This window comes from Microbacterium sp. F51-2R (assembly GCF_052180235.1).
Taxonomy (GTDB): domain Bacteria; phylum Actinomycetota; class Actinomycetes; order Actinomycetales; family Microbacteriaceae; genus Microbacterium.
The window spans coordinates 999,656-1,014,808 of the sequence record NZ_CP197470.1 but is presented as its reverse complement, the minus strand read 5'-3'; the positions used below and the strand labels follow the sequence as shown (position 1 = coordinate 1,014,808).

The window sequence follows — 15,153 nt, the reverse complement described above, 5'->3', positions numbered from 1 at the left end:
CTCGACGGGCCCGATTCGGGCTGTCGGTCCTGAGTACGGCCCGCACTTGGCCCGATCCCGACCGCCCGCCGCCGATCCCGTACGGCCCGCACTTGGCCCGATCCGGACCGCCCGCCGCCGATCCCGACCGCCCGCCGCCGATCCCGACCGCCCGCCGCCGATCCCGACCGCCCGCCGCCGATCCCGGGCCCCGCTGAGCGCGGCCGGCGCATCGCCCACGACTCGCTGGCCGCGATCCTGGCGACAGGGCGCCGTCGATGTACCCAATTCAGGACGAGAGCGGCTGGAATGCCCGTTCAGGGCCCTGACCGGCCTGACTCGGGCTGTCCGTCCTGAGTACGGCCCGCGCAGGGGCCCGATCCCGGCCCGGCCCACGGCCCGGTAGGGGAACGCCGGCGCGCCGCCGCGCACACCTCAGCGGGCGTAGAGGCGCCGCGCGAGCTCCGTCCCGGCGTGCGCGACGTGCGCCGCGAGGGACGCGGCATCCCGATCCGCCTCGGCCGGCCAGGTCACCGCGATCGCCGCCGACGGCCAGCCGACGTGATCGAGCACGGCGATCCCGATCGAGCGCAGGCCGAGGGTGACCTCGCCGTCCTCGGTGGCCCACCCGGTCGCGCGAGCCACGCGCAGCAGCTCCCGCAGCTCGCCGGGGGAGCGCGGCCCGCGGCCGGTGCGGTCGGCGAAGGCCGAGGCATCCGGAAACAGCGCCCGCACCTGCTCGCGCGGCAGCGCCGCGAGCATCGCCCGGCCCGTCGCGGTCAGATGCGCGGGCAGGCGCACACCGACATCTGTGACGAGGGCGGGCCGCCGCGGCGCGCGCTCCTCGACGATGTACACGACGTCGCGGCCGCTCATGACGGCGAGGTGGGCGCTTTCGCCGGTCCGGTCGGCGAGCTCCGCAAGCAGCGGACGACCGACCCGCGCGAGCGGCGCCTGCCGCGCGTATCCGCCGGCCAGCTCGAATGCCGCGACGCCGAGCCCCCACCGCCGCTCGGCGGGCACGTGCACGACGAATCCGTGCCCTTCGAGCGCGCCGAGCAGGTGGTAGACGGTCGACCGCGGGATCCCGAGGTGCGACGCGATCGTGCGCGCCGCGACGGGCCCGCGCTGGCGCCCGAGGAAGGTGAGGATCCGCAGGGTCTGATCCGCTGCGGGCACCTGCGGGCGCGAGGGCGCCTCGTCGGCGGCGCGCGGATCCGGATTGTCTGGCATGACAGACACAGGATGCCACGGCGCGGTGTCGCGCGCGAGGGCGCGGGTGTGGAATCGACGCATGACCACCGTCACTCCCACCCTCGATGTCGTCACGGTGGGCGCGGCGCCCCTGCGCCCGGACGACGTCGTCGCCGTCGCGCGCCACGGCGTCCGTGTCGAGATCGCACCCGAGGCACTCGCCCGAGTCGCCCGCACGCGTGCCCTCATCGAGGGCCTCGCCGACGACCCCGAGCCGCACTACGGCATCTCGACCGGCTTCGGCGCCCTCGCGACGACGTTCATCGCGCCCGACCGCCGCCGACAGCTCCAGGCCTCGCTCATCCGCTCGCACGCGGCCGGCACCGGCCCCGAGGTCGAGCGCGAGGTCGTGCGCGCCCTGCAGCTCCTGCGGCTCCAGACCCTCGCGACGGGGCGCACCGGCGTACGCCCCGTCGTGGTCTCGACCTACGCGGCGATGCTCAACGCGGGCATCACGCCGATCGTGCGCGAATACGGCTCGCTCGGCTGCTCGGGCGACCTCGCTCCGTTGTCGCATGTCGCGCTCGCCGCCATGGGGGAGGGGGACGTGCGCACGGCCGAGGGCGACCTCTCGAGCGCGGCTGACGCGCTGGGCGCGGCATCCATCCCCCCTCTCGAACTCAGCGAGAAGGAGGGGCTCGCGCTCATCAACGGCACCGACGGCATGCTCGGGATGCTGCTGCTGGCGCTGCACGATCTGCGCGTGCTGCTCGACACGGCGGATGTCGCCGCGGCCATGTCGATCGAGAGCCAGCTCGGCACCGACGCGGTGTTCGCCGCCGACCTCATGTCGCTGCGCCCGCAGGCGGGGCAGGCCGCGTCGGCGGCGAACCTGCGGGCGCTCCTCGCCGGATCCGGGATCATGGCCTCGCACCGAGACCCGTCGGTGTGCACGCGGGTTCAGGATGCCTACTCGCTGCGCTGCTCCCCGCAGGTGCACGGCGCGGCGCGCGACACCCTCGACCACGCCGCGATGATCGCGGGGCGTGAGCTCGCGGCATCCGTCGACAATCCCGTCGTGACCGACGACGGACGGGTCGAGTCGAACGGCAACTTCCACGGGGCGCCGGTCGCGTACGTGCTCGACTTCCTCGCGATCGCCGTCGCCGACGTCGCCTCGATCTCGGAGCGCCGCACCGACCGCGCGCTCGATGTCGCGCGCAGCCAGGGGCTGCCGCCGTTCCTCGCCCACGAGGCCGGCGTCGACTCGGGGCTCATGATCGCGCAGTATGCCGCGGCCGGCATCGTGTCGGAGCTCAAACGCCTGGCGATGCCGGCGTCGGTCGACTCGATCCCGTCCTCGGCCATGCAGGAGGACCACGTCTCGATGGGCTGGGCGGCCGCCCGCAAGCTGCGCCGCGGCATCGACGGCCTCGCGCGGGTGCTCGCGATCGAGATCCTGACCGGGGCGCGGGCGATCGACCTGCGCGCTCCGCTCGTGCCGGGGCCCGCGACGCGCGCAGCGCGCGACGTCGTGCGCACCGCCGCCGCCGGCCCGGGGCGCGACCACTTCGTCTCGCCCGACATCGAGGCCCTCACGGCCCTCGTGCTGTCGGGGGCCGTCGCCCGGGCGGCCCTCGGCGAGGCGGGGGCGGGCGCCGACGAGGCGCTCCCCACAACGTCGGAGAAAACCACGATGTCGGAGGGAAACCGATGAAAACGTCCGAAGAACTGCCGATCTCCGACGATGTGGCGCGCCAGGAACCCGCCGCACCCGCCGCCCCCACCGCACCCGCCGCCCCCACCGCACCCGCCGGAGCCCGCGTCGTGCGCGCTCCGCGCGGCCCCGAGCGCACCGCGAAGTCGTGGGGCGCCGAGGCGGCGAAGCGCATGCTCATGAACAACCTCGACCCCGAGGTGGCCGAGCACCCCGAAGACCTCGTGGTGTACGGGGGCACCGGCAAGGCGGCGCGGTCGTGGGAGGCCTTCGACGCCATCGTGCGCACGCTCGATGAGCTCGAGCCCGACGAGACGCTCCTCGTGCAGTCCGGCAAGCCCGTCGGCGTCTTCCGCACGCACGAGTGGGCTCCGCGCGTGCTCATCGCCAACTCCAACCTCGTCGGCGACTGGGCGACGTGGCCCGAGTTCCGGCGGCTCGAAGCCCTCGGTCTCACGATGTACGGCCAGATGACGGCCGGGTCGTGGATCTACATCGGCACTCAGGGGATCCTCCAGGGCACCTACGAGACGTTCGCGGCCGTCGCGCGGTCGCTCGGCCGCGAGTCCCTCGCCGGCACGCTGACCCTGACGGGCGGATGCGGCGGCATGGGCGGTGCGCAGCCGCTCGCCGTGACCCTCAACGGCGGCGCCGCGCTCATCGTCGACGTCGACGAGTCGCGCCTGGCGCGCCGCGTCGACCATGGCTACCTCGACGAGTACACGACCGACCTCGACACCGCGATCGCGCGGGTCATGGCAGCCCGGTCGGCGGGCGAGGCCCTCTCGGTCGGGCTCCTCGGCAACGCCGCGGAGGTCTTCCCCGACCTCCTGCTGCGCCATCAGGCCGGCGACCTCGTGGTCGACATCGTCACCGACCAGACCAGCGCGCACGACCCGCTCGCCTACCTCCCGGTCGGCATCGCCTTCGACGACTGGCGGGCCGAGGCGTCCCGCGATCCCGAGGCGTTCACCGCCCGCGCCCGCGGAAGCATGGCGAAGCAGGTGGCGGCGATGGTCGGATTCCAGGATGCCGGGGCCGCCGTCTTCGACTACGGGAACTCGATCCGCGCCGAAGCGCAGCTCGGCGGGTTCGAGCGGGCGTTCGAGTTCCCCGGGTTCGTGCCCGCCTACATCCGGCCGCAGTTCGCCGAGGGGCGCGGGCCGTTCCGCTGGGTCGCGCTCTCGGGCGACCCCGAAGACATCCGCAAGACCGACCGGGCCGTCATGGAGCTCTTCCCGAACGACGCGGGCCTCGTGCGCTGGCTCGAGAAGGCCGGCGATGCCGTGCACTTCGAGGGGCTCCCCGCGCGCATCTGCTGGCTGGGCTACAAGGAGCGTCACCTCGCGGGACTGAAGTTCAACGAGATGGTCGCGTCGGGCGAGCTGTCGGGGCCGATCGTGATCGGCCGCGACCACCTCGACTCGGGCTCGGTCGCCTCGCCGTACCGCGAGACCGAGGCCATGGCCGACGGCTCGGACGCCATCGCCGACTGGCCGCTGCTCAACGCGCTGCTCAACACCGCGTCGGGGGCGTCGTGGGTCTCGATCCATCACGGCGGCGGTGTCGGCATCGGCCGCTCGATCCACGCGGGGCAGGTCACGGTCGCCGACGGCACGGCGCTGGCCGCCGAGAAGCTCGAGCGCGTGCTGACCAACGACCCCGGCACGGGCGTCATGCGGCACGTCGATGCGGGGTACGACCGGGCGAAGGAGGTCGCGCGCGAGCGTGGGCTGAAGGTGCCGATGCTGTGACGGGGCGGGCCGGGCCGCGGCATCCGTGTCGCGATTCGTTCACAATCGGCCCCCCGGAAGCGCGAGAGTGGGACATGGCGGCCGGAAGGCGGAACATGACGGCGAGGAGGCGGCGGTGACGGCGATGCTCATCACCGACATCGGCGAGCTGACGACGAACGTCGGTGTGCCGGGCGACCCGTGCGGGACGATGACGGATGCCGCGGTCCTGGTCGAGGGCGCCCGCATCGCGTGGGTCGGCACGGCCGCAGAGGCGCGCCGCTTCCTGCACCCTTCGGCCTCGGATGCGCCGGAGATCGGCGGCGCGCCTCTCGAGGTCGTCGACGCGGGGGGTCGCGCCGTCGTCCCGGGCTTCGTCGACAGCCACACGCACCTCGTGTTCGGCGGAGATCGCGCCGACGAGTTCGCCGCACGCATGAGCGGCACACCCTATGCCGCGGGCGGAATACGCCGGACGGTAGCCGCAACCCGTGCCGCGAGCGACGACGAGCTGCGCCGCCGCCTCGCGGGCTTCGTCGCGGAGCTCCACGCGCAGGGCACGACGACGTTCGAGATCAAGACCGGGTACGGACTCACCGTGCACGACGAGGCCCGGCTCGCGCGTCTCGCGTCCGAGGTGACGTCCGAGGTGACGTTCCTCGGCGCCCACGTCGTGCCCGCCGAGTACGCCGAGGCCCGCGACGAGTACGTCGAGCTCGTGTGCGGCGCCATGCTCGAGCGCTGCGCGCCGCACAGCCGCTGGATCGACGTGTTCTGCGAGCGCGGCGCCTTCACGCCCGACGAGTCGCGCCGCGTCCTCGCCGCCGGCATCGCGCACGGGCTTCTGCCGAGGGTGCACGGCAATCAGCTCGGCCCGGGCGATGGCGTGCAGATCGCTGTCGCGCTGGGCGCGGCATCCGTCGACCACTGCACCTACCTGGACGAGGCGGATGTCGCGGCCCTCGCGGGATCGGACACCGTCGCGACACTCCTTCCCGGCGTGGAGTTCTCGACCCGCCAGCCGTATCCCGACGCGCGCCGGCTCATCGACGCGGGCGTGACCGTCGCGTTGGCCAGTGACTGCAACCCCGGGTCGAGCTTCACGAGCTCGATGCCGCTCATGATCGCGCTCGCCGTCCGGGAGATGCGGATGACGCCTGCCGAGGCGGTGTGGGCCGCCACCGCGGGGGGAGCGCGTGCCCTGCGCCGCGACGACGTGGGAGCGATCGCGCCGCGCATGCGCGCCGACCTCGTGCTGCTCGACGCGCCGACCCGCGTGCACCTGGCGTATCGGCCCGGGGTGCCGCTCGTCGACGCGGTGTGGAAGGACGGCGTCCGCCTCTGACCGCCGGGCTTAGGCCCGCTCCGCGGCGGACCACGCGCGCGCTCTCCCGACGCGTGCCCTCATTGACGCGTGCCCTAAGTCAGGACGGGCGGCGGCCGAGGGCCTGACACGCCGTGAGACGGGCGTTTTGCGGCCGTTCATCCTGAATACGGTCCGGTGGGTCGGGTCGTGGGCTCGCGCGCTGTGTCGGGCCTGGGACGCGTGCCCTAAGTCAGGACGGGCGGCGGCCGACGGGCCCGACACGCCGTGAGACGGGCGCGTTGCGGCCGTTCATCCTGAATACGGTCCGGTGGGTACCCACGTCAGCCCGGAACCCGGGCCACGCCGCCCCCAACCTCCGGCTAATCCGGCGTGTCGAGGGACCACGACTGCGGGGCGACGGCGGTCGCGACCTCCCAGTCGTCGTCGTCCCACGTGAAGATCGCGACGGCGCAGGTCGGCATGTGCCCGATCCCGCCGTCCGAGAGCGCACCGGCGAGCATACTCAGACCGGGGTCGTGCGCGACCACGATGACCGAGTCCACCCCGCGCTCGGCGGCCGCTCGCAGCAGCACCGAGCCGGGAGCGCCGTAGAGATCCTCCTGCAGCTCGACCGGCACGCCGAGGGCGCCCCCGAAGTGGCCCGCCGTCGCCGCCGCGCGAGCGGCCGTGCTCGAGAGGATCGCGTCGGCGCGGAATCCCGACTCGGCCAGCCGCGCGGCCATGCGCGGCGCATCGCGCAGGCCTCGGCGGTTGAGCGGACGATCGTGGTCGTCGAGGCCGGGATCGCCCCAGTCCGACTTCGCATGCCGCACGAGTACGAGCTTCGTCATGCCTTCACCCTTCCGCTCAGCAGTTCCAGCACGCACAGGGCGGCCAACCGCACCGTGCGTCCGTCCGGCGCATCCGCCGTCGCGTCGACTTCCGCGATGTCGGCGCTGCGCACGCGGGGATCGGATGCCGCCTCCCGCACGAGTGCGCGAAGCTCCCACGCCGCGAGTCCGCCCGGCACCGACGCGGGGCAGCCCGGCGCCACCGAGCGGTCGCACACGTCGACGTCGATGTCGAGGTGGATCGAGCCGCTCACCCCGCCGGCGATCTCGAGCGCCTCGCTCATGACGTCGGCCGGGCCGCGGCGCCGCGCCTCGTCGAGCGTGATGACGGTGATCCCGTACTCCTCGGCGCGGCGGGCGTACGCGACCGAATTGGCGAAGTCCGCGATGCCGACCTGCACGATGCGGCGCCCGTCGAAGCCGTCTGCGACGAGCCGGCGCACGGGGGAGCCGTTGGAGACGCCGTCGCGCAGATCGAAGTGGGCATCCAGCGTGATGAGCCCCGACGCCCCCGCGCCCCGGGTCACGGGGAACGTGATCGAGTTGTCGCCGCCGATCGCGACGATGAGGCCGGTCCGCGCGGCCAGCGCCGCGACGCGCTCGCGCACGCGCGCCTCGCCCTCGGGTCCGTCGGGGTCGACCACGTCGCCGGCGTCCACGATCCGCAGCGCCTCGTCGAGGTCGACGGCGGGCGGCCCCACGAGGGTCGCGCTGTAGCGCGCGAGGGCCTCGCGCACGGCTGCCGGCGTCGCGTGGGCACCCGTCGGCGAGAGCGAGGTCAGATGGGCCGGGATGCCGAGGATCGAGGCATCCGTCGTCCCGTCGATCTCATCGAACGCCGGCCACCCGCCCGCGCGGGGCCACAGCGGATCGTGTGCGAGGGCCATCAGATCGACACGTAGACCCAGGCCTCGCGGCCGCTGGCGAGCGTCACCGACTCGCGGACGTAGAGCGAGACCTCGTACTGGTCGGCCGCATCGAGCTCGTCGGCGGTCAGCCACAGCGCCTTGCCCACGACCTTGTCGTGCGCGTTGCCCGTCGCCCGCACGACGGGGTGGACCGCCAGGCCCGAGAGGTCGACGACCCGGTGGTCCTCGATCTCGGCGTAGTCGACGGTGTAGCCGGGCAGCACGTCGGACTCGCCGTCGATGAGGCGTCCGAACGTGTCGAGCTGCACGTCGGGGTGCTGGAGCGTGCCGTAGCTGAACAGCAGCTGGTCGGCCGGGTCGGGCATGCGCTCAGATTATCCGAGCAGGGCGTGTGCGATCGAGAAGATCGCGAGTCCGGCCAGCGCGCCGACGATCGTGCCGTTGAGGCGGATGTACTGCAGGTCGCGGCCCACCATGAGCTCGATCTTCTCCGTCGTCTCGGCGGGGTCCCACCGCTCGACCGTGTCGGTGATGACCGAGGCGATGTCGTGGCGGTAGCGGTCGACGAGGAAGACCGCGGCATCCGTCACCCACGTGTCCACGCGCTCCTGCAGCGCGGGCTCGGTCACGAGCCGCTCGCCCACCTCGGTCACCGCCGTCGTCGCGCGTCGCCGCAGGGCGCTCTCCGGGTCGGCGAGGGAGGTCAGCAGCCCCGCCTTGGCGGTGTTCCACGCCTCGGCGGCGAGCTCTCGCACCCGCGGGCTGTCGAACAGCGTCGTCTTGGCGTCCTCGAGCTTGCTGATCGTCGTCGGGTCGTGCTGCAGGTTCTCGGCGAGCCGGTCGAGATAGCCGTCGATCGCCTTGCGGGCGGGATGCTGCGGATCGGCGCGCACGGCCCCCGCGAACTTCACGGCCTCGTTGTACACCGTCTCGTCGATGAGCCGCTGCGCGATCGAGGGCACCCACGAAGGGAGCCGGCGCGAGACGAGTCCCGTGAACGCCGACTGATTGGCGGCCAGCCACGCCTGGATCGTCTCGATTCCCATGTCGACGGCCCCGTGGTGGGCCCCCGACTCGACGATGCGTCCGAGCCACGCGCCGAGCGGCGGCCCCCAGTCCGGCTGGATGAGGTGCTCGCGCGCGAGCTGCTCGATGACGTCCTGGACGTCCTCGTCGCTCAGCGCCCGCAGGACGCCGGATGCCATGACGGATGCCTCGGCAGTCACCCGCTCGGCATGCACGGGCACGCGCAGCCACTCGCCGGCATGCTGGGCGATCCTCGTCGCCTCGAGCTTCGTGCGCACGACCTCCGCCGAGAGGAAGTTCGTCTCGACGAACTCGCCGAGTGTGCGGCCGATCTCGTCCTTGCGGTTGGGGATGATCGCCGTGTGCGGGATGGGGACGCCGAGCGGATGCCGGAACAGGGCCGTCACCGCGAACCAGTCCGCCAGCGCGCCGACCATGCCGCCCTCGGCCGCGGCGCGGACGTACGCGAGCGCGGGAACCTGCTTCTCGAAGGCGAACGAGACGAGGAAGACGACGGCCATTCCGAGCAGGGCGCCGAGGGCGACGCCCTTCATGACGCGCAGGCCTCGTCGCCGCTCCTGATCCGCGGGGGTGAGCAGTTCCGTCGGCGTGCGGCTCATCCGGTCATCCTCGCACGCGAGGGGCGGAGCAGGGCCGGGACGTGCGGGGCGACGGGCGGGCGGGCGGGGCTGCGCCCTCCACGCCGCGAGCTCACCCCGGGGCCGCCCGTCCGCTGCAGTCCCCGGTCCGCCCCCGCGCTCAGCCCGCGGCCGTGCGCACGAGCTCGGCGATGCGCTTCTGGTCGGCCTTCGTCAGCGACAGGATCGCGTACGACGTCGGCCACATCTGCCCGTCGTCCAGCTGCGCGGCCGACTCGAATCCGAGGGTCGCATAGCGGTCCTTGAACTTGCCGGCGGGCTTGAAGAAGAGCACGAGCTTGCCGCCCAGCGTGTAGGCCGGAAACCCGTACCACGTCTTCGATGCGAGCTGCGGGGCCTCGGCCTGCACGATGTCGTCGATGCCCTGCGCGATCGCGCGGTCGCTGTCGTTCATCCCGGCGATGGCGTCGACCAGGTCCTGCCGGTCGATGGCGGCCTTCTCCTCGGCGCTCTTGCCCTTGCGCTCCTGCGCCTTCAGCTCGGCGGCCCGTGCGCGCATCGCGGCGCGCTCCTCGGAGGTGAAACCGGACTTCGTGTTGCGTTCTGCGGTGCTCATGGCCGCAACATTACGGATGCCGCGGCGCGCCCGCTTCTCGAATCCTGCTCGATCGCCGACTCAGTCCTCGAGGGGTCCGAGCCACGCGGTCGCGACCGTCGAATGCGCGGATTCCGGGTCGGAGGGATGGAAGAGGCCCGCGAGCACGTCGCGGTAGAGCCGGCCGAGCTCGGAGCCCGAGAAGTACGACGAGCCGCCCGCGACCAACACGGCGTCATCGACGACCGCCTTCGCCGTCGTGACCGCGCGGTGCTTGATCCCGGCCAGCAGCGAGAACCAGCGCGCGCCGTGGTCGGCGCGCTCGTCGACGTCGCGGCAGAGCGCTTCCAGCTGCGGCGGCAGCGCGTCGTAGGCGAGCGCCATGCCGGCGATGCGCCAGCGGATGTCGGGGTCCTGGCTGTACGCCTTCCCCGTCCGCTTGGACGTGCGCTTGTGCGCCGTCGCGACCGACAGATCGAGCGCCCGCCGCGCGATGCCGGTGTACACCGACGCGAGCAGCAGCTCGAAGACGCTGAAGATGCCGAAGACGAGGGGGTCGGGGTTCGGGCCGGGGTCGATCCGCCGCACGATGCGATCGGCGGGCGCGACGGCGCCGTGGAGTTCCGTCGTGCGGCTCTGCGTGCCGCGCATGCCGAGCGTGTCCCAGTCGTCGCGCGTGACGACGGCGACGTCGCGGCCGACGAAGGCGTAGACCATCTTCGGTGCGTCGCTGCTCGTGGTGTCCAGGCCGTGCAGCCCCAGCTGGGTCCACACCGGTGCGAGCGACGTGAAGATCTTGGTGCCCGTGAAGGCGTACGAACCGTCGGGGCGGGGCGAGGCATCCGTGTCGCTCCCGAAGAGCACGAGATCGTTGCCCGCCTCGCTGATGCCGAAGGCGAAGACCTCGCCCGAGGCCGCGCCCTCCTGCACGAACCGCAGCGCATCCACGCCGCGATCGGCGAGCACCTTCGCGACCCCGGTCCACACGAGGTGCATGTTGATCGAGAGCGCCGTCGCGGGCGCCGCCCCCGCGAGGCGCTGCTGGAGGACGGATGCCTCGGCCAGCCCGAGGCCGGCTCCGCCGAGCTCCGTCGGCACGAGGATCGCGAGATACCCCGCGGCCTTCAGGTCGGCCAGGTCGTCCTCCGGGAAGGTGTTCTCGCGATCGTGCACCGCGGCGCGCTCACGGAAGCGCTCCAGCAGCTCATCGGGGAGGATGACGGTCGGGTCGAACGGCGTCTGGCTCACCCGTCCATTCTCGCCGCCGTGCCCCGACTCCGGGCGGTCAGTCGCCCAGCGCCGCGAGCAGGTGGCGCATCGTGTCTTCGGGCCTGTCGCGGTGGGGCGAGTGCCCCGCGCCCTCCACGACCGACATCGTGACGTGCGGGTTGGCGCACACTTCGTCGGCGAGCGCGCCCCGGAAGATCGAGTACACCGCGGGGTCGGACGCGATGATGTGCGTCGGCACGAGGAGGTGGGCCGCGGCATCCCTCACGTCCCACTGCTCGTTCTGCACGCTCGTCTGCTCGACCGCCCACCGGCTCGCCTGCTGCGCCGACAGCGCCTTCAGCTCGACGTCCTGCTCGTGCCAGGCCGGGTGCTCGGCGCGGACGGCGGCGACGGTCGGGTCGGCGAAGGAGCGCTCCTGCGAGTCGCGCACGATCTCGCGATCGTGGTCGCTCAGGTGGATCGCGGGGTCGATGAGGATGAGGCGGCGCGTCCAGCCGAAATGGTCGGCCGCCGCGCGCGTCGCCGCGGCGCCGCCGAGCGAATGGGCGACGACGAGGTCCCAGTGATCGCGGCCCGCGGGGAGGGCGATCCGGAGGTCGGCGGCGTACGCGTCGATCGAGTAGTCCAGGGCACGCGGAGCGCGGCCGTGGCCGCGGAGGTCGACCGCGACGGCGTGCCAGCCGGCCTCGGCCAGCGCGACGCCGTAGCGCCACATGAGGGCCCCGGTCGAGCCGAGACCGTGGGCGAGCAGCGCGTGGCGCGACGACGCGGGATCGCCCCACGACAGCGTCGGGAGGGTGACGGGAGCAGGCATGCGCCCAGCATAAGTTCGGCCCTCGCCCCCCGGCGCACGCGAGAGGATTGACGGCATGATCTCCACCGAACTCGCCGTCGCGCTGCGAGATGCAGGGCTCGTGTGGCATCCGCGCTCGGGCGACCGGTTCCAGCTCGACGAGCCCGAGTTCGAGGCCGACATCTTCACGGTGAGCGAGATGACGATCGAGCCGCGGGAGTACCCGACGGGCAAGATCCTCGCGTTCAACGGCACGACGGAGTGGGCGCTCGACTCGGTCGCCCTCGAGGACGCGCTGTGGCTGCCCCGCGAGGATCAGCTGCGCGAGATGCTCCGCGGCGCCTTCCGGTCGCTGCGGCGGCTGCCCGACACGCACCAGGTCGAGATCGAGGTCGGGGGAGTGCGCACCGTCTACGAGCACCCCGAGCCGGCCGACGCGTACGCGCTCGCCGTGCTGCAGCTGCTCAGTCGTCTCGCGTGACTCACACCCCGATCGTCAGCGCCGCCGTGTAGCCCTCGGCCGCCGAGCCCGACATCGATGCGATCTGGTGGATGCCCCCGTCGTCGCCGAAGACGTTGTCGCTCTGCAGCGACACCCGCGAGAGGTTCTGCACGCTCTGCTCGTACCCCGTCGTCGCGTACACCGCCTGATCGGTCTCGGCGGGAAGCGCGATCTGACTGGTCTTGACGATGGGGCCCGCCGCGACGGCGCTGTCGACGTCCTCGTAGACCTCGAAGTGGATGTGCGGCCAGCGCCCCGAGTAGCAGGCCGGATAGATGGTCGTGAAGGTCACCGTGCCGTTCGCGTCGGTCGCCTGCACGCCGCGCAGGTAGTTCTCGTTCTCGACGCCGCGGCTGTAGAGCGAGTAGTTGCCGTCGCGGTCGCAGTGCCAGAGATAGACGCCCCGGCCCGCCAGCGCGGCGCCGGTCGCGGCATCCCGGACCGTCAAGGCGACCGTGAGCGGCACGCCCTCCGCCACCGTCGACGACGAGCCGAAGCTCGACCGGATGTCGCTGCGCACGATCCCCGAGTCATCGAGCACGTTCACGCCGTTCGAGCCGTCGCCCGGGTACGGTCCGCCGGTCTCGTCCGGCACCTCTTGAAGGGGACCGGATGCCTCGGCCGTCGCGCTCGCGGTCGGCGACGGCGTGGCAGACACCGTCGCGGAGGGGGTGGCCGAGGCATCCGTCGATCCCTCGGCCTGTACCCCGCACGCCGCGAGGAGGCTCGTGAGCGCCACCCCGCCGAAGATGCCGAGCGCGCGGCGCCGGTTGATCAGGGTCTGCACGTCGTAGACCAGGCCGCGGTGGTCCTCGTCGATGGGCTCGCCGTTGTCGTCGAGCCAGCGGTCGTCGTTCGTCATGGTGCCATGCAAACGAGGCAGGCTATGCCGACGCTATGACCCGGCCATGACGATCACGTGATCGTGCCGACCGGCTCGGTGTCGGGGATGGGGCTCGCGTCGCGGCCGCGGAGGTCGGGGAACCCTCGGACGAAGACGGCCGAGACGACGAAGCCGGTCACGGCGAACGCGGTGGCCGCCCAGTACGCACCCTGCGGGCCCACGCCGTCGATGAGGAACCCCGCGACGGCCGAGCCGGCGGCCGCGCCGATGAGCTGGCCGGTCGCGATCCACCCGAACGCCTCGGCGGTGTCGCTGAACTTCACGCTTGCAGAGGTCATGGCGAACATGACGGCGAGCGCCGGTGCGATGCCGATCCCGGCGAGGAAGAGCGAGCCGCCGAGCCAGAAGGCGTTGAGCGAGAACGTCGTGAGCGCGAGGCCGGCCGCGACGGCGGCGAAGCGGCGCGCCATGGCCCACGGGCCGATCGGGATGTGGCCGAACGTGAGGCCGCCGCCGAGGCTGCCGACCGAGAAGACCGCGAGCACGAGGCCCGCCTCGAGCCCGCCGTGGCCGAAGGTCGCCACGACGCCCGCCTCGACCGCCGCGCACGCGCCGATGAGGAGGAACCCGGTGACCGTCGCGAGGAGGACGGCGGGCTTTCCCAGGACCTTGCCGAAGCTGCGGCGGCTGCGGGGGATGCGCACGCGGCCGACCTCGGGGGAGAGGATGAACCACGATCCGCCGCCGATGAGGATGACGACGATGAGCAGGAGCCCCTGCACCGTGCCGACCTGCGTCGAGACGAAGGTGATCAGCACCGGCGCGATGATCCAGATGATCTCCTGCAGCGACGCGTCGAGGGAGAACAGCGGCGTCAGCTGCCGCGAGTTGACCATCTTGGGGTAGATCGTGCGGACGGCGGACTGCACCGGGGGCGTGGACAGCCCCGCGACGAAGCCGAGCAGCATGTAGACGGGAAGGGGCGCCTGCGTCAGCGCGAGCGCCGTGATCGAGGCGGCGCAGATGATGAGCGTCGTGGTGAGCACGCGCCGCATGCCCCAGATGCCCATCCATCGGCTCGTCACGGGCCCCGCGATCGCCTGGCCGACGGAGGTCGCGGCGAGGACGAGGCCGGCCGCGCCGTAGGAACCGGTGACCTGCTCGATGTGGAGGAGGATCGCCAGGCTCGTCATGCCGTTCGGGAAGCGCGCCGTGAGCTGCGCCGCGATGATGCGGGCGACGCCGGGCGTGCGCAGCAGATCGCGGTACCCGGCCATCCCACAACGCTATCGCGGGGGCTCCGCCGGGTGCGACGGGGCGCGGCCGCCGGCGCGGTGACGGGGGGATGACGGATGCCGCGACACGCCGGGGACGTCATCCACAGGTGAACCCGTGTCGGTGGCCCCCGGTAGCGTCACGGATCTGTGGATGGATGGGGCCGAGGCATCCGAAACCGGCGTGATTCAGGCGTTTTCCAGGATCGCGAGAATCTCGCGGACTGTGGATGAAACGGTGGAGAACCTGTGTTGTACATGTTGAGAACGGTGGAAAACTACACGGATGTAACTACTAGCCCTTGTGGTGCTATCCAATGTCCGTACCCATATGTAGTATTGGAGTCCCGGTGGGGGGACCGCCGGTCAGAACACCGGATGTGACGGGAGAACAAGATACTCATGGCGATCACGGTCTACACCAAGCCCGCGTGCGTGCAGTGCAACGCGACGTACCGCGCGCTCGATTCGAAGGGCATCGAATACGAGGTCCTCGACCTCTCGCAGGACCCTGCTGCGCTCGAGCAGGTGAAGGCGCTCGGCTACCTGCAGGCGCCCGTCGTCATCACCGACGAAGACCACTGGTCGGGATTCCGCCCCGACAAGATCGACGAGCTCGCCGCCCGTCTCGCGTGACCGTC

At 72.4% G+C, this 15,153-nt stretch carries 15 protein-coding genes; 5 read left to right on the top strand and 10 right to left on the bottom strand.

Translation table 11 applies throughout. The features are described 5' to 3' along the window. Positions 1–414 precede the first annotated feature (414 nt). Positions 415–1,212: an IclR family transcriptional regulator gene (locus ACSBPH_RS04730; protein ID WP_442576446.1), complete on the bottom strand. Its 798-nt coding sequence runs from the start codon at positions 1,210–1,212 to the stop codon at positions 415–417. Positions 1,213–1,273: 61 nt separating this feature from the next. On the opposite strand from ACSBPH_RS04730, the gene hutH reads away from it, so the two are divergent. The 3 genes from hutH to hutI all read left to right on the top strand — a co-directional run bounded on the left by hutH (position 1,274) and on the right by hutI (position 5,968). Continuing rightward, positions 1,274–2,890: a histidine ammonia-lyase gene (hutH, locus tag ACSBPH_RS04725; RefSeq protein ID WP_442576445.1), complete on the top strand. Its 1,617-nt coding sequence runs from the start codon at positions 1,274–1,276 to the stop codon at positions 2,888–2,890. Continuing rightward, positions 2,887–4,644, top strand: a complete 1,758-nt coding sequence (hutU, locus tag ACSBPH_RS04720; RefSeq protein ID WP_442576444.1) for a urocanate hydratase — start codon at positions 2,887–2,889, stop codon at positions 4,642–4,644. The genes hutH and hutU overlap by 4 nt, the downstream gene beginning before the upstream one ends. Positions 4,645–4,759: 115 nt before the next feature. Then, entirely contained in the window at positions 4,760–5,968 is a 1,209-nt protein-coding gene (gene hutI, locus ACSBPH_RS04715; protein ID WP_442576443.1) for an imidazolonepropionase, read from the top strand. A gap of 341 nt (positions 5,969–6,309) precedes the next feature. Here the strand turns inward: hutI and ACSBPH_RS04710 are convergent, their stop codons facing one another. The 7 genes from ACSBPH_RS04710 to ACSBPH_RS04680 form a co-directional block, all read right to left on the bottom strand. Continuing rightward, the gene (locus ACSBPH_RS04710) at positions 6,310–6,780 is read right to left on the bottom strand and encodes a SixA phosphatase family protein (RefSeq protein ID WP_442576442.1); all 471 of its coding nucleotides are present in this window, start codon (positions 6,778–6,780) and stop codon (positions 6,310–6,312) included. Next, a complete protein-coding gene (locus ACSBPH_RS04705; RefSeq protein WP_442576441.1) occupies positions 6,777–7,667 on the bottom strand; it encodes an agmatinase family protein in 891 nt (296 codons plus the stop codon). The genes ACSBPH_RS04710 and ACSBPH_RS04705 overlap by 4 nt, the downstream gene beginning before the upstream one ends. Further along, the gene (locus ACSBPH_RS04700; RefSeq protein ID WP_442576440.1) at positions 7,667–8,014 is read right to left on the bottom strand and encodes a gamma-glutamylcyclotransferase family protein; all 348 of its coding nucleotides are present in this window, start codon (positions 8,012–8,014) and stop codon (positions 7,667–7,669) included. Before ACSBPH_RS04700 ends, ACSBPH_RS04705 begins: the two co-directional genes overlap by 1 nt. 9 nt (positions 8,015–8,023) lie before the next feature. Next, positions 8,024–9,295: a DUF445 domain-containing protein gene (locus ACSBPH_RS04695; protein WP_442576439.1), complete on the bottom strand. Its 1,272-nt coding sequence runs from the start codon at positions 9,293–9,295 to the stop codon at positions 8,024–8,026. Between the two features lie 139 nt (positions 9,296–9,434). Continuing rightward, positions 9,435–9,890 (bottom strand): hypothetical protein, encoded by a 456-nt coding sequence (locus ACSBPH_RS04690; protein ID WP_442576438.1) that lies wholly within the window; start codon positions 9,888–9,890, stop codon positions 9,435–9,437. A gap of 60 nt (positions 9,891–9,950) precedes the next feature. Continuing rightward, entirely contained in the window at positions 9,951–11,117 is a 1,167-nt protein-coding gene (locus ACSBPH_RS04685; protein ID WP_442576437.1) for an acyl-CoA dehydrogenase family protein, read from the bottom strand. 37 nt (positions 11,118–11,154) lie between these two features. After that, entirely contained in the window at positions 11,155–11,913 is a 759-nt protein-coding gene (locus ACSBPH_RS04680) for an alpha/beta fold hydrolase (protein ID WP_442576436.1), read from the bottom strand. 55 nt (positions 11,914–11,968) lie between these two features. On the opposite strand from ACSBPH_RS04680, the gene ACSBPH_RS04675 reads away from it, so the two are divergent. Next, the gene (locus tag ACSBPH_RS04675; RefSeq protein ID WP_442576435.1) at positions 11,969–12,373 is read left to right on the top strand and encodes a pilus assembly protein CpaE; all 405 of its coding nucleotides are present in this window, start codon (positions 11,969–11,971) and stop codon (positions 12,371–12,373) included. Position 12,374: 1 nt separating this feature from the next. On the opposite strand, the gene ACSBPH_RS04670 is transcribed toward ACSBPH_RS04675, so the two are convergent. Together ACSBPH_RS04670 and ACSBPH_RS04665 are read right to left on the bottom strand one after the other, a co-directional pair. Then, positions 12,375–13,256, bottom strand: a complete 882-nt coding sequence (locus ACSBPH_RS04670) for an intradiol ring-cleavage dioxygenase (protein WP_442576434.1) — start codon at positions 13,254–13,256, stop codon at positions 12,375–12,377. 53 nt (positions 13,257–13,309) lie between these two features. After that, complete coding sequence (locus tag ACSBPH_RS04665; RefSeq protein ID WP_442576433.1) at positions 13,310–14,515, bottom strand: MFS transporter; 1,206 nt, start codon at positions 14,513–14,515, stop codon at positions 13,310–13,312. Between the two features lie 399 nt (positions 14,516–14,914). On the opposite strand from ACSBPH_RS04665, the gene nrdH reads away from it, so the two are divergent. Further along, entirely contained in the window at positions 14,915–15,148 is a 234-nt protein-coding gene (gene nrdH, locus ACSBPH_RS04660) for a glutaredoxin-like protein NrdH (protein ID WP_141883656.1), read from the top strand. Positions 15,149–15,153 lie beyond the last annotated feature (5 nt).

Coding starts and splice junctions, on each gene's coding strand:
- ACSBPH_RS04710 (WP_442576442.1), bottom strand. CDS start 6,780: ATGACGAAGCTCGTACTCGTGCGGCATGCGAAGTCGGACTGGGGCGAT.
- ACSBPH_RS04665 (WP_442576433.1), bottom strand. CDS start 14,515: ATGGCCGGGTACCGCGATCTGCTGCGCACGCCCGGCGTCGCCCGCATC.
- ACSBPH_RS04730 (WP_442576446.1), bottom strand. CDS start 1,212: ATGCCAGACAATCCGGATCCGCGCGCCGCCGACGAGGCGCCCTCGCGC.
- ACSBPH_RS04675 (WP_442576435.1), top strand. CDS start 11,969: ATGATCTCCACCGAACTCGCCGTCGCGCTGCGAGATGCAGGGCTCGTG.
- hutU (WP_442576444.1), top strand. CDS start 2,887: ATGAAAACGTCCGAAGAACTGCCGATCTCCGACGATGTGGCGCGCCAG.
- ACSBPH_RS04670 (WP_442576434.1), bottom strand. CDS start 13,256: ATGACGAACGACGACCGCTGGCTCGACGACAACGGCGAGCCCATCGAC.
- hutH (WP_442576445.1), top strand. CDS start 1,274: ATGACCACCGTCACTCCCACCCTCGATGTCGTCACGGTGGGCGCGGCG.
- ACSBPH_RS04695 (WP_442576439.1), bottom strand. CDS start 9,295: ATGAGCCGCACGCCGACGGAACTGCTCACCCCCGCGGATCAGGAGCGG.
- ACSBPH_RS04705 (WP_442576441.1), bottom strand. CDS start 7,667: ATGGCCCTCGCACACGATCCGCTGTGGCCCCGCGCGGGCGGGTGGCCG.
- ACSBPH_RS04690 (WP_442576438.1), bottom strand. CDS start 9,890: ATGAGCACCGCAGAACGCAACACGAAGTCCGGTTTCACCTCCGAGGAG.
- ACSBPH_RS04680 (WP_442576436.1), bottom strand. CDS start 11,913: ATGCCTGCTCCCGTCACCCTCCCGACGCTGTCGTGGGGCGATCCCGCG.
- nrdH (WP_141883656.1), top strand. CDS start 14,915: ATGGCGATCACGGTCTACACCAAGCCCGCGTGCGTGCAGTGCAACGCG.
- ACSBPH_RS04700 (WP_442576440.1), bottom strand. CDS start 8,014: ATGCCCGACCCGGCCGACCAGCTGCTGTTCAGCTACGGCACGCTCCAG.